This window comes from Prochlorococcus sp. MIT 1318 (assembly GCF_047304505.1).
Taxonomy (GTDB): Bacteria; Cyanobacteriota; Cyanobacteriia; order PCC-6307; family Cyanobiaceae; genus Prochlorococcus; species Prochlorococcus marinus_D.
On sequence record NZ_CP138958.1, the window covers coordinates 325630 to 338912 of the forward strand.

Consider the following 13283-nt stretch of genomic DNA (forward strand, 5'->3'; position numbering starts at 1 on the left):
CGAGCCAACCTACGAACCAGCTCCAATGCTCAGCCTCTCGATGGTCGTACGCAACGAAGAGAGTCGTCTGGGAGCCTGCCTGGCGTCCGTGACAGGGTTCGTAGACGAAATCGTGGTAGTCGACACGGGGTCCACGGATGCAACAGTGGCCATAGCTGAAGCCGCCGGTGCACGAATAGAGCACCTGCCGTGGCCAGGGGACTTTGCCCCAGCCCGTAATGCCGCCCTGAACCTGATCACGGGGGATTGGGTCCTTGTTCTTGATGCCGATGAACAACTACGCGCTGAGGCCATCTCAGGCCTACAAAACTTGATGGCTCAGCCAGATGTTCTGGTGATAAACCTTCTGCGCTTTGAGCAGGGAGCAACGATGGCCCCTTATTCCAACGTCAGCCGTCTGTTCCGCCGACACCCGCGAATCCACTGGAGCCGCCCATACCACTCCATGATTGACGACAGTGTGAGGGATCTACTCAGCGAAGAACCCCATTGGCGCATCGTCGATTACCTTGAGCCGGCTTTGCTCCACGAAGGCTACCGACCAGATTTACTCCAAAGCAGCAACAAATCCCAACGGTTGAGGACAGCAATGGAAGCCTGGCTGGCTGAACATCCAGGCGATCCGTATACCTGTGCAAAACTCGGCGCTCTCGAGGTTGACGAAGGGCAAAAAGAGCGCGGCATCCAGCTCTTGCGGCAAGGCCTAAAGCAGAACGAAAACACGAATGCCAATCCGATCGAACGCTACGAACTTCTTCTGCACCTAGGCATTGCCCTTGGCCAAGACGATCCCCAAGGAGCCGTCACGGCCTACCGCGAAGCCGTGGCTCTACCCATGGACATCAGAGTGAGCCTGGGAGCTCGCCTCAACCTGGCAGCCCTGCTCATGCAACAAGAGCGACTGGATGAAGCCATCGCACTCACCACCACCGCTACCCAACAAGCCCCGGAAGTCGCTCTGGCGTGGTACAACCTCGGATTAATGCAGCGTCGCCAAGGCAATCTTGTAGAAGCCTTATACGCCTACGAACAAGCGAAACAACTCAATCCTGAGCATGCTGAGACCCACCAAAATCATGCGGTCGCGATGCTCGTCGCTGGGGACATCAATGGTGCCCGCAACAGCTTTAGCAAGGCTATTACGCTGCTGCACCGTCAAGGACGAAGCAAGGAAAGCGAAGGGCTGCGCCATCAGGTAGCGGGCATTGTGAAACTGAATGAGGAAGAGAAATGAGCAGCAAACCCATCGCTCCCCTGCATGGCCGCACAATCATCATGACCCGTGCCCAGGAGCAACAGAGTGAGGCTCGCAGTCGGCTTCATGCCCTTGGATCGAACGTTCTTGATCTGCCCGCTCTGGTGATTGGCCCACCCGACGATTGGCAACCCCTCGATGATGCCTTAGCCGACATCAAGACCTTCCACTGGTTGGTGTTCTCCAGCGCCAATGGAGTACGGACCGTTGAAGAACGGCTTCAGCGGATCGGCCAATCTCTTGCCGATCGTCCCAAGGGACTAAAACTTGCAGCAGTAGGCCGCAAAACAGCCCAACATCTTGAACACCTAGGAGCTGCTGTTGATTTTGTTCCACCCAACTTTGTGGCTGACAGCCTGATCAATCATTTCCCAGTGTCAGGCTTTGGACTGAAGATGCTGCTGCCAAGAGTACAGAGCGGTGGCCGCACCATTCTGGGAGAAGCCTTCCGGGAAAGCGGAGCACACGTGATTGAAGTGGCAGCTTATGAATCCCGTTGTCCAGAAGCAATCCCGGATGACACGGCCACAGCCCTCGCAAACAGCAATGTGGATGCAATTGCTTTCAGCAGCGGAAAGACCGCTACACACACAGCAAGTTTGCTCAGCCATCGTTTTGGCAGCGGCTGGCTACAGCAGCTTGAGACAGTCAAAGTCATCTCCATCGGCCCCCAAACAAGCCTCAGCTGTGAGCAGCATTTTGGCAGGGTCGATCAAGAAGCCGATCCCCACGACCTTGAGGGGCTTGTCAGTGCTTGTGTTAAAGCATGCAGGTCGGAGGCTGAGACTTGCCCCCCTGGGTCAGGGTGATGCACCCGCGCTGAACGTCGATCGATAGCAGCGACCAGCTTGGAGGTAACAACTGGTCAGCCTCAAGCTGACCGGGGCAACGACCTCCAGGCCCCACGCACAATGCTCCTAGTCCATCTGATGTTTGAACCAATGCCCGCTGCTGCCCGCCAACAACCAGGACACCTTTCAGGATGAAGCCATTTCCATTTGAAGTCGTTGAGCCAACAAGCGGTTGAAAAGGATCCCTGCGACCTGCAACCACTCGATCCTGGACCTCTGTGGCCGAAGGAAGTGGCGTGAGCCGATCAGAAAGATCAATCGGCATCACAAGCTGCTCAGAACTATCCGTAGGGGATAGCGGTGTTACAGCCAACTTGTCGGTAGTGGAGCGATCAGCACTGCATCCCGTTAGCGCAACCGTGAGCAGGATCAATCCATTCCTCAGCCGCCAGGCGGCTGTCCTGGAGCACTCAGGAGGAAACGCAGTAACCGCTTTCCACAAGATCCCTAAATCTGTCAAGATTAGCCTGGAGCTCACGAGTGACAATCCCTCCCAGGATGCTCGGTTCCATCAAGGGTGCCAAGGGCCTCGGCAACTCGTAAGTAACGCTCAATTTCACAGCTGTACGGTTCTCGCTCTCCGGATAGAAACGCACAGCACCTTTCGTAGGTAGCCCTCCTATGGATTCCCATTGCAACTGCTGGCCTTCAACCTGCTTGCTGATCCTTGCCTGCCAATGGAAACGAAAGCCCTGAGCAGCCAAGGTCCAATCAGTGAGACTCGGATCATCAAGGGTTTTGACAGATTCAATCCAGTTCATCCAGCGAGGCATGGCCTCGAGATCCATCCATACAGCCCATACCTGCTCAACGGGAGCATTGATATCGCTAGAAACTGTGTGTTCAAGCCAGCGGCCCATCGTTAAGCCACCGCCTGATTGGTGGCCAACTTGGCTGGTTGATGAAGGATCGCCGCAGCAGCCATATGGCCACTCATCGTGGCACCCTCCATTGAGTCGATGTAATCCTGGCGGGTATAACTCCCCGCCAAAAAGAAATTGCTGACAGGCGTGCACTGATCTGGTCTGTAGGGCTCCATCCCTGGGGCTTCTCGATAAAGAGACTGAGCAAGTTTGACGACGTTGCTCCACACCAGCTTGAGCGACTGAGACGAAGGGAACAATTCACGCACTTGAGCATCGGTGTGCGAAACGATCGTCTCTACGGATTTAGAAATCCAGGGGTCACCAGGAGTGAGTACACATTGGAGTAAAGAACCCAGACCCTCCCGTCGATAGTCCTCAGGACTCGCCAAGGCCAGATCCGCAAAGCAACTGAAATCTGCATCAGCTGTGTACAAAAGATTATCCAAGCCAACAGGACTCCGGAGATCCCGGCGTGCAACATCGTGAATGGGGTCATTACCCAACTCAGTCACCCAGCCGTCGTAGCGCAGCTGCACGGTGGCAACGGGCACGGCTTCGAGCTTGTAGATGTCATCAAACTGGGGGAACCTACGCCATGCCTCAGGAAGCAAGCGCTGAATGCCTGGCACATCGCAAGCGGCCAAATAGCAATCAGCTTCAACCATGACATCCCCTTCTGGGGTGCCAAGGCTGAGCCCGGTAACCACCGGAGCTTCGTCATCGCGAAAGTGCACCTCACGAACACGATGGCGAAGATGAAGGCGACCACCCCTTGCCTGGATGTAATCAAGAATCGGCGCGGTTAGCCAACGATGAGGGGAGCCTTTAAGCAAATTCAGCTTGGATGCTTCCGTACGAGCTGCAAACATCATGAAAATGGTGAGCATGCAACGGGCAGAGATCGCCTCACAGTCGATAAAGCCAAGGGCATAAGCAACCGGGTTCCACATGCGCTGAATGCTCTGCAGGCTGCCGCCATGACTGAGAAACCACTGTTGAAAACTCACTGCATCGAGAGCACGGATTGTGCTCATGGCCCCCTCGTAATCCACCAGGCCCCTAACAATGGGACTCGTTCCCAGAGCAAGGGCATTGCGCAATTTATCGATCCAGTTCAGCTGAGGAGTCGTAAAAAAAGCCTTGAGGCCGTTAAAAGGAGCCCCTAGGGCAAAACGAAAATCAAGAGATCGAAGGTCACCGCCACGATTGACGAACAAATGGGTGTGGTCCTTTGGTAGCAGATTGTCAATTGCACCCACCTTGCGCATCAGCGCAAAAAGATTGGCGTAATTGAAAAAGAAAACATGCAACCCCATTTCGACATGGTTGCCATCTGGATCTTCCCAACTGCCAACCTTGCCACCAATGAACGGCCTAGCTTCGTAGAGATCCACGGCATGACCGGCATCAACTAGATCAACAGCTGCAGCCAGTCCGGCAAGCCCAGCGCCCACAATGGCGACCCGCACGCGCTTCCAACAAAAATCCTTCCGACTCTATAAATATGGCGGATAGGTTGACTGCATTGGATAGTGCAACGAGAGACATCCCTCCATAAAATGAATTGAGGTCTGTGCCAGCACTGAATGACCAGCACCACTAATCCTGCAACCCACCACACCGCTACTGACGGCAAAGGCATCCAAATCACCAACACAGCTATGCAGCAGTTGGCCAGGCTCTGCCTTGAGAAGGGAAATGATCAGGTGCTGCGAGTAGGCGTACGCTCGGGCGGCTGCAGCGGTATGAGCTACACCATGGATTTTGTACCCTCAGCCGATATCCAAGAGGGTGATGAGATCTATGAGTACACCGCAACCGATGGTGCAAGTTTCCGTGTGATCTGTGATCCCAAGAGCCTGCTGTACATCTATGGGATGCAATTGGATTTCAGCACTGAAATGATTGGCGGCGGCTTCAATTTCACCAATCCCAACGCCAGCCAAACCTGCGGTTGCGGCAGCTCATTCGCTGTCTGAAGTCAATGGCCACCGCTCCGTGGGAATCTGAAGAGACCTAAGCAGTTCTGCTGCATCCGATGGCGTCCACCAACGAGAACCTCTTCGAAACAGCCATGGCCCGGTATCAATCCGGAGCTGAAGCCAGTGAGCTGATCGAAGACTTCAAAACCATCACAGCAACGACGCCCAATCAAGCAGCTGGCTGGACATGCCTAGCCTGGCTACAGCTTCTCAATGCTCAACCCGATGAGGCCCTGCGCACCGCGCGCACTGCGGTAAAGCTCAACGCCCAGGATCCCCAAGCTCGTATCAACCTCAGCCTGGCCCTGCTGGAAACCAACTCCAAGGGTGTAAGAGATCAAATCGACATGGTGCAAAAAATTCTTGCTGTTGCACCGGAGTTTGCAAAAGACCTCAAAGACTCAATCGCCGATGGGTTACTTCGCAGACCAAATTGGCATGCTTTGAAGAAAGTAAAGGCTTGGCTGGAGCTCTGATTTGGCGAAGCTGCTGCTGTTGAGCAATGGACACGGAGAAGACCTTTCCGGGGCCCTACTAGGCAAAACCCTGCTCAACCTCGGCCATCAACTGGAGGCCCTGCCTTTGGTCGGTCATGGTCATGCCTATACCGAAGCAGGAATCAAAATCCTTGGACAGGCCAAAGCATTCAGCACAGGCGGGCTTGGATACACCAGTCTTCGAGGCAGGCTGACTGAACTGCTACAAGGCCAAGTGTTCTATCTCCTAAGGCGCCTGGGACGTTTGTTGCAGGTGGCACACCACTACGACCTGCTGGTGGTGATTGGCGATGTGATCCCTGTGATGGCAGCTTGGCTTAGCTGCCGTCCCGTCGCGATCTACCTAGTGGCTTACTCCAGTCACTATGAAGGTCGCCTGCGCTTGCCTTGGCCTTGTGGCAGCTGTCTGAAAAGTAAGCGGTTTTTGGGTGTTTACAGCCGCGACGAGCTCACCGCAACAGACCTCAGAGCTCAACTTCAACGCCCAGTGAGCTTTCTGGGCAATCCCTTCATGGATCCAGTCCTCACACCTCAAGCACGCTTACCAAGCTGCCGTTATCGCCTAGGACTTCTGCCTGGCAGCCGCCTCCCAGAACTAGAACACAACCTGCTGTTGCTGTTGGCGATGGTGGAATATCTTCCAGAACAACTACTAGCCCGCGATGAAATAAGCCTGGATCTTGCACTGGTCCCAGCCCTAGACGACAGCAGCCTGGCTCAATTAGTCGCTCAACAAGGCTGGCAAATGCAACCTGGTATCGGCCACGCAACACACACCAAGCTTGTGCTCGGTCAACGACAGATCACCTTGCAACGCGACTGTTTCATTGCGGTGCTACAGAGCAGCGATCTCCTAATCAGCATGGCGGGCACGGCGACTGAACAAGCGGTAGGACTCGCTAAGCCAGTGCTACAACTTCCAGGAATGGGGCCACAGTTCACCGCCGCATTCGCAGAAGCTCAGCGCCGACTACTCGGGCCCACTGTGTTTTGTGCTGGTGGGAAGCCTGGCGAAGTGCTCAACCTGCAGAACACTGCCAAACTGACTCTGGAGCTATTGAAACGCAGCCAAACGGACCCTGACCTGCAACAACAATGCCAGAAGCAGGCCTTGCAAAGACTCGGGGTGGCAGGTGGCGGGCAACGATTAGCCCAAGCCATTACAAACATGCTCACTGAAAGACATCAATGACAACTCCTTCTGCCGATCCCCAATGGAAACAGTGGTTGGACCGACTGCTAATCATCGATGTGTTCCTAGTGATTGCCGGAGCACTCTGGTTTGTCACAGGGATCCTGGCCGCAAGCCAAGGAGTGGAGAAACCAATCGGGCTGTTTCAGCAACTCTGGATGCCCCTATTTTTGCCCGCCATCAGCCTGTTAATGACCGCTGCCCTCATCAATGGGGTGTGGGCATGGTGGCTGCGGATAAGGCCTGGCATAGATCGGGATACTTAAACCTGAAACCCAACCCTGCAAGTCGTTCTGAGACCACCTGTTGACCCTCAAGGACGACACGAGCTCCATCCCCAAGCAAGATCTTGAGGAGCGGACCTGGAACCGGCAAGAGGCTTGGACGACCAAGAGTCTTGCCGAGAACCGCCGCGAACGAAGCCATAGGAACAGACTCAGGAGCAACCCCATTCACCACACCGGACCAAGCCCGTTGCTCAAGAGCCTTTTCAATCAACTGACAAAGATCAGTGCGATGAATCCAGCTCATCCACTGAAGGCCACTGCCCACCGGACCACCAATACCAAGCCTGAACACTGGCAGCATCTTGCCTAGAGCCCCTCCGTCGGGCCCTAGAACGATGCCGATACGCACTACTACCAATCTGGTAGCAGACGGTTTAGCAGCAGCTGCAGCCTCCCACCGCTCACAAAGATGAGCGAGGAAATCTTGTCCACAAGGACTCTTTTCAGTGAAGTAGCCATCTGGACTGGTGCCGTAATAGCCCACCGCAGAGGCATTCAAGAGCACTCTTGGTGGTGTCTTGAGTTGACTCATGGCTTTCACCAATGCCCTGGTTGTGTCCAAACGACTCGACTCCAGCTTCTGGCAATGAGCAGCTGTCCAGCGCTGCTCAGCGATCGGTTCTCCGGCCAGGTTCACCACTCCTTCGACTTGCGCCAAGGCAGTCAGTAGTGGGCCATCGAGCCAACTGTTTGGATCCGCCGGATTGATCTGCAGCCACTCCAACTGCCCTGCCTGGCGCTCTTGATCGAACCCAGAGGCAGCCTTGCGACTGACCAAGATCAACTGATGCTTGGCTGCCAACAACTGGGGGACAAGCTCACGGCCGACAAAACCTGTGCAACCAACAAGTAGAAGGCGCATGAAAGAACTGACGGCATTGCCCGCGAGACTAAGGGGCTGAGAGCGGAGCCTCCACTGAACTTGCTAGCCCAAGGCGATTTGCAATAGGCACTAAAGCAAACCCCTGGAACAACAATCCGAACAAAACCACCGCCAGGGCTAGGGGAGGCATGGTTTTTCCCCAACTCACCGACGACGAAGCCCAGACCTGAATCGCTAAAGCAATAGGCACCGCACCACGCAGGCCAGCGCAGCACACAAACGTCCGCTGCCCTAGCGAAAATGAGCTGCGTAAGAGCAGAAAGTGAACAATCAACCAACGCACCACCTGCATTAAGAGAAACAGCAGGAATGCTCCGCCAGCTGCTCGAACGACGTCCTCAGGGGAAACCACCAGCCCCATACAAAGAAACAAAAGCAGTTCAGCCATTTTTGCAAAACTGGAATGGGCCTCCGCAAGCACCAACTGATCGGTGCTTGAACCATTGCCGAGCACAAGCCCCGCCACATAAGCAGCCAACAAGGCACTGCCACCCATCAAGGTGGTTCCACCTGCAAGCACCATCAACAAAGCAAGACTCACAACTGGCAACATGGAATTGGTATTCAGAGACCTACGACTACCGAGCACCTGAGTGGTGAGACTGCCCCCGAGAAAGCCAAGCAAGATGCCCAACAGAAACTGACGTAACACCACGGTCACCAAAGCAGCCGGAGCAACACCCTCCCCGCCTGCCAAAGCCATTGCCACCCCTGCCAAAACCACAGCGACAGGGTCGTTGAAGCCCGACTCCGTCTCAATCAGGTCCAAAATAGGCTTGGGCAAGCGTCCAGCGAGAGGCCGCAAGAGAGCAAAGGTCGCAGATGCATCCGTGCTGGACAACATCGCGCCCACGAACAAAGCCTGCGGGAACAACACCACCCAACCAGCACTCCCTTCGGCCACGCCAAGTCCAAGCATCGCCAAGGTAATCAGAAGGGCTGTGAATAAAGCACCAAAAGTTGCCAGCCTTAGGGCCGATGGGATCACAGAGCGCATCTCTGCCCAATTCGTCGTGAGCCCCCCGAAGAAAAGCACTAAAACAAGTGCTGCCTGCGTGATTTGGTCTGCGTGGACCAGAGAAAGCAAGGGAGGGAGCGCATCAGCCGCATCCGAAGCCACATTCAAATGGTTATCAACCAACAAACCAAGAATCAGCACCATCAGGATCCCCGGAACCCTCACTCGAGCCGCTAGGTCATCGAGAAGCACGGCTACAAGCAACAGAGCTCCGAAGGCCAAAAAATAGAGGGCGAGTGAATGACCCAAATCAGAATGTTGGTGATCCTGAGGAGGTTCTAGCCTGAGTCTTAGAGAAAACCACCTCATGGCTGAAAAATCTGCACCAGCAAAGGCCACGGCAGCCCTCAAGAAAGGAGCCCTTGTTCGGGTCAATAGGCACGCCTTTAGCAGCAGCACTGAAGCAGCGGCCAGTGATCCTTCTCCTCCTAACTACATTTTCGAAGGTCCTGGTGAACTACTCGCCGTCAAAGAGGGCTATGGGCAAGTGCGCTGGCGCATGCCTGTTCCGGACGTGTGGCTACGGATCGATCAGCTGGAACCCTTTTCATGAGAAGAGGGCTTTAGCGCTTCCTCAACCTGTTGCACAGCCTTAGGGATCGATCCTGAGGCCGCAGGCAAACGCCACAAAGCTCCTGCCAAAACCCCACTGAGATCACCCAGACCGGCCAATAGATCATTGGGATGCTTGCGCTGGGCTCGATCAGCCACAGCTGATGCCTGCCAGGGATTCAAGCCCGCCAGGATCACCACACTGCGATAAACACTGGGCCAAGGACTCTCTGGTAGTCGTTTCTCCAAGACGGCGAATTGAGTAGCTGCCTCAACAGGGCGATTCGCCAACACTGCCAAAAGCGCCAATGTCCAGCGGGCATCGCTATCAACAGGATTATCAAGCAAACGCCGCATTGCGGCTTCTCGCACTTCAGCTCGATACCTGAAATGGCCATCTAACATATGTTCGACAGAGACCGCAGCAAAGATTGGCTCAAGCCCTTGAGGTCCCTTCGCCAGCCCCTGGGCCAGAGAGGGAAAACGCTCAGCAAAGCTTGCTGCCCTAGGGACCCCAGAACTGCGTGCCCAAAGGGAATAGCTGCCGCCAGATTGCCGTGAAAAACGGCGCAGCTCAACAAATACACCACTGCTGCGAACAGCCTGATCAAGGCGTGCCGCAGTATCTCGAACTGAGCCCTGATCTCCCTCTGCCAGTACAACCCACTCAGCCTGCTGCAGCACCGGCTCCACATCACCTGCACTACTACCAAGCTGGCGACCTACCAATCGACCACCCCGCCTGCGACCAAAATAACTGACATTGTGCTGATTGAGATCCGGAGTACTGGGCACCACGATGATTGTGGTGGGCAAGCCATTGGGATCAGCACCTCCAGCCGCCCGGACAATGGCCTCCACAGGCCCCTTGTGGCGCTCCGACAAACGAGTGATCTGAGCCGACAAAGCTGAAGGAAGGATGGCCAACAACCCCGCCAAGAGGGTCGTAGGCAAAATCAGCCAGGAGCCCTTCAGCCAGCGACGGTTCGCCCACAGCCCCCATTGCCACCAACCCCTAGCAAGCAACAAAAGCAATGGTGGGAGCAGTGGAGTGATATATCGATCACCCTTATTCGGACTGAGGCTGGTGAACAACCAACCAGCCAGCAGAGTCACGATCAGCCAACGCCAAGCCAGTGGATCATCAGAAGACACTGCTCTCTGTGTTGAAGGTCCAAGGCTGCGGCCATCAATCAACAACCAGAGCACACAACCACTGAGACCCACGATGAGCAGAACAGGGCCTAACTGCGCCGGCAACAAACGTGGATACCAAAGCCAGTTTTCAAGGGTCCATAGGGAAGGGTCACCTTCCCTAGCCGCCGATTCGATCACGGCCCTGTTCGTTCCTCCAAGCGTTGTGATCCAGTTGTGACGTAACCAGGGGCCCACGCCGAACAAAAACACACCCACACCTGCCAGCAGCTGAAATCGGGTGCGATTGGTACGACATAAGGCACACCAAATGGCCCATAACAGCGCCGGAAGCAAAACCAACAAAGCACTTTGCTTCACCAAAAGTGCCGCCGTGCAAGCAGCCGCAGCGAACAAGGCCTGAAGCCATCCTCCCCCGCGCTGTGGATCCCACCAGCACCCCAACCGCCATAACGCCAAGGTGACTGCAGCAGTAAGCGGCATCTCTAAGACGTAATCCGAGCGCAACTCCAACAAGGCAGGAGCCATGGCCACAAAGGCAACAGCAAGCAAAGCCATCCCCTGCCCACGCAATCGCAACCCCCATGCCGCAACGGCAACAAGGAGCAGCCCATGCCAAATGCTAAGGCTCCAAGCAGCCTGCTCAGGAGCATCACCAGCCACTGCCATCACAGTGGCATTCACCAGCGAAGCCAAAGGCGGAATTTTGGGAGAAAGGTCGAGTAAAGCGTTCCAACCCTGCCATTGGCCTCCTGGTAAAAGGCCTAATGCGCGTCCATGATCAAGAGCGCTGTTGAGATAATCGGCCTGATCCCAAGAGGGAATGCTGGCGTAGTGATGCCACCAGATCCGATCGATGCCCGTAGCCAGCAACCAGATCAGCGCCACAAACCACCAAAAGCGCCAAGGAGCTTTCACAAAATCTCCAGCCGACGGCGTTCCTCCTTTAAGCGTAAACGTCGCTTTTTGGCTTCCCGCAACATCTCTCGACCATCGTGGAGATAACTATCGACATAGCCCATCGTGTAGCGCTCCAACTCGGCCAAAGCGTCTTCTACTTGGGAGAGGCAGTGATACAAACTCAAGCCAAAACCTTGGGCGGACGCAGGGATAGGTAAAGCTCGATAAAGCCTGTTAACCGTCTCAAGGCGATTACCACTCTTTTCCAGGTAAGTGCAAAAGACCTCCATCAACGAATCGTCGTAAGGGTCAGCCGAAAGAGAACGAAACTGCGCAGGAAAAGGATTGATCACTTGCCCCAGCAATCGATCGATCGGGACATAAACCTGCTTGATCCAACACTCAAGAGCCTCATCTGCTGCTGCTGCCTGGCCTTTGGTCGCTCGAGCAGCAGCACTAGCGCGAGCATTGCGAACGCCTCGCTGATGCGCTTCGTCAGCAACTGAAACACCATGCTTTCTTGTGCGGTCATAGGCGCGTCGATGTTCTGAATCCCCCAAAACCTCCCAAGCTGCATTGAGCGCAAGGATCCCCTGCTCATCGCCACCAGCGTCAGGGTGATGCAGTTTCACCAACTGGCGATAAGCAGCCTTGATCTCAGCCGACGTAGCAGTAAAAGCTACTCCAAGCACTTGATAGGGATCTACAGCCATAGAAGCCAGTTATTTGGAAAACATCAAAGGTATCCATCACGCTGCGCCGGCACCGCCGAAGCAGCACTAAACATCGGCGTTGATAGATAACGCTCACCAAAACTTGCCAAGACAACAACAAGACGCTTGCCCACCATCTCAGCCCTACTACCCACATGCAGTGCAGCCGCAACAGCAGCGCCACTGCTCACCCCACTTAGCAAGCCCTCCTCCCGAGCCAAGCGCCGACCCATCTCCATCGCATCCTCATCCGAGACCGGCAGGATCTCATCGATCAAAGAGAGATCAAGAACGCTAGGGATGAAGCCAGCACCAATCCCTTGAATGCGATGGGGAGCAGGACTCCCGCCTGCCAAAACAGGGCTTAACGCTGGCTCTACCGCAAAAACTCGCAGGCTTGGATTGCGTTGCTTGAGCAAACGCGCACAACCTGTGAGTGTGCCCCCCGTTCCTACTCCAGTAATCAGACCATCCAACCGCCCCTCGCAATCATTCCAGATCTCCTCTGCGGTTGTGCGTTCATGCACCTGCGGATTAGCAGGATTATCAAACTGCTGCAGCAAATAAGCCTCAGGGATGGTTGCCACCAACTCCTTTGCCAACTCAATAGAACCAGTCATTCCATCGCTGCCTGGGGTGAGTTGCAGTTCAGCGCCATAGGCCCTAAGCATGGCGCGACGCTCTGTACTCATCGTGTCTGGCATGGTGAGAATGAGCCGATAGCCTCGGGCAGCAGCCACCATGGCCAAAGCGATCCCAGTGTTGCCACTCGTGGGTTCCACCAGCACGGTGCGCCCCGGAGCAATGGTTCCAGCTTCCTCCGCTGCATGAATCATGGCCCCCGCGATGCGGTCTTTCACCGAGGCAGTGGGGTTGAAGCTTTCCAACTTGGCCAGCACCTCCGCATGACAACCACTGTGCTGTGGCAAACGATTAAGGCGCACCAAGGGAGTGCACCCCACTAAAGCCGTAATGTCAGCAGCGATAGGCATGGGCGATGGCATGGCCACTGACCCATCCAAACAAAGCGATGGATATCAGCCATGAAAAAACCCCCCGTTTCCGGAGGGCTGCAATTGATAGAGATTGTGAGGAGGAGGTTCTGATTATGCCCAACAAGACGTTGGGCATA

General features: G+C 55.2%; 15 protein-coding genes. 7 read left to right on the forward strand and 8 right to left on the reverse strand.

Features of this window, described 5'->3' with window-relative positions; all coding sequences use genetic code 11:
* Positions 1–25: 25 nt before the first annotated feature.
* Complete coding sequence (locus tag SIB66_RS01775) at positions 26–1234, forward strand: glycosyltransferase (RefSeq protein WP_236070431.1); 1209 nt, start codon at positions 26–28, stop codon at positions 1232–1234.
* Positions 1231–2064: a uroporphyrinogen-III synthase gene (locus SIB66_RS01780; protein ID WP_063407385.1), complete on the forward strand. Its 834-nt coding sequence runs from the start codon at positions 1231–1233 to the stop codon at positions 2062–2064. Before SIB66_RS01775 ends, SIB66_RS01780 begins: the two co-directional genes overlap by 4 nt.
* Here SIB66_RS01780 and SIB66_RS01785 read toward each other — a convergent pair.
* From SIB66_RS01785 to zds, 3 genes are read right to left on the reverse strand one after another with little or no spacing between them, the layout of a single operon-like run.
* Positions 2015–2566 carry a hypothetical protein gene (locus SIB66_RS01785; RefSeq protein WP_236073843.1) on the reverse strand — a complete coding sequence of 184 codons (552 nt, stop codon included), beginning with the start codon at positions 2564–2566 and terminating at the stop codon, positions 2015–2017. The genes SIB66_RS01780 and SIB66_RS01785 overlap by 50 nt on opposite strands.
* Positions 2517–2966, reverse strand: coding sequence for an SRPBCC family protein (locus tag SIB66_RS01790; RefSeq protein WP_011131332.1), 450 nt, complete (start codon positions 2964–2966; stop codon positions 2517–2519). The genes SIB66_RS01785 and SIB66_RS01790 overlap by 50 nt, the downstream gene beginning before the upstream one ends.
* 2 nt (positions 2967–2968) lie before the next feature.
* Entirely contained in the window at positions 2969–4441 is a 1473-nt protein-coding gene (gene zds, locus SIB66_RS01795; protein WP_063407387.1) for a 9,9'-di-cis-zeta-carotene desaturase, read from the reverse strand.
* Between the two features lie 117 nt (positions 4442–4558).
* Here zds and SIB66_RS01800 point away from each other — a divergent pair, with 117 nt between their 5' ends.
* From SIB66_RS01800 to SIB66_RS01815, 4 genes are read left to right on the forward strand one after another with little or no spacing between them, the layout of a single operon-like run.
* Complete coding sequence (locus SIB66_RS01800; RefSeq protein ID WP_063404821.1) at positions 4559–4951, forward strand: HesB/IscA family protein; 393 nt, start codon at positions 4559–4561, stop codon at positions 4949–4951.
* A 59-nt stretch (positions 4952–5010) separates the two neighbouring features.
* A complete protein-coding gene (locus SIB66_RS01805) occupies positions 5011–5430 on the forward strand; it encodes a hypothetical protein (protein ID WP_063407388.1) in 420 nt (139 codons plus the stop codon).
* A gap of 1 nt (position 5431) precedes the next feature.
* Entirely contained in the window at positions 5432–6643 is a 1212-nt protein-coding gene (locus tag SIB66_RS01810) for a lipid-A-disaccharide synthase-related protein (RefSeq protein ID WP_063407389.1), read from the forward strand.
* On the forward strand, positions 6640–6909 hold the full coding sequence (locus tag SIB66_RS01815) for a hypothetical protein (protein ID WP_063407390.1): 270 nt from the start codon (positions 6640–6642) through the stop codon (positions 6907–6909). Before SIB66_RS01810 ends, SIB66_RS01815 begins: the two co-directional genes overlap by 4 nt.
* Here SIB66_RS01815 and SIB66_RS01820 read toward each other — a convergent pair.
* Together SIB66_RS01820 and SIB66_RS01825 are read right to left on the reverse strand one after the other, a co-directional pair.
* Positions 6851–7792, reverse strand: coding sequence for a TIGR01777 family oxidoreductase (locus SIB66_RS01820; protein ID WP_063407391.1), 942 nt, complete (start codon positions 7790–7792; stop codon positions 6851–6853). The genes SIB66_RS01815 and SIB66_RS01820 overlap by 59 nt on opposite strands.
* 28 nt (positions 7793–7820) lie before the next feature.
* Positions 7821–9140, reverse strand: a complete 1320-nt coding sequence (locus SIB66_RS01825; RefSeq protein ID WP_236070381.1) for a cation:proton antiporter — start codon at positions 9138–9140, stop codon at positions 7821–7823.
* On the opposite strand from SIB66_RS01825, the gene SIB66_RS01830 reads away from it, so the two are divergent.
* On the forward strand, positions 9139–9384 hold the full coding sequence (locus tag SIB66_RS01830; protein ID WP_063421905.1) for an NAD(P)H-quinone oxidoreductase subunit O: 246 nt from the start codon (positions 9139–9141) through the stop codon (positions 9382–9384). The genes SIB66_RS01825 and SIB66_RS01830 overlap by 2 nt on opposite strands.
* On the opposite strand, the gene SIB66_RS01835 is transcribed toward SIB66_RS01830, so the two are convergent.
* From SIB66_RS01835 to cysK, 3 genes are read right to left on the reverse strand one after another with little or no spacing between them, the layout of a single operon-like run.
* Positions 9363–11456, reverse strand: coding sequence for an ArnT family glycosyltransferase (locus tag SIB66_RS01835; protein ID WP_063407393.1), 2094 nt, complete (start codon positions 11454–11456; stop codon positions 9363–9365). The two genes, SIB66_RS01830 and SIB66_RS01835, sit on opposite strands and share 22 nt — an antisense overlap.
* Complete coding sequence (locus tag SIB66_RS01840; RefSeq protein ID WP_063407394.1) at positions 11453–12151, reverse strand: J domain-containing protein; 699 nt, start codon at positions 12149–12151, stop codon at positions 11453–11455. The genes SIB66_RS01835 and SIB66_RS01840 overlap by 4 nt, the downstream gene beginning before the upstream one ends.
* A gap of 23 nt (positions 12152–12174) precedes the next feature.
* Positions 12175–13143 carry a cysteine synthase A gene (gene cysK, locus SIB66_RS01845; RefSeq protein ID WP_063407688.1) on the reverse strand — a complete coding sequence of 323 codons (969 nt, stop codon included), beginning with the start codon at positions 13141–13143 and terminating at the stop codon, positions 12175–12177.
* Between the last annotated feature and the right edge of the window lie 140 nt (positions 13144–13283).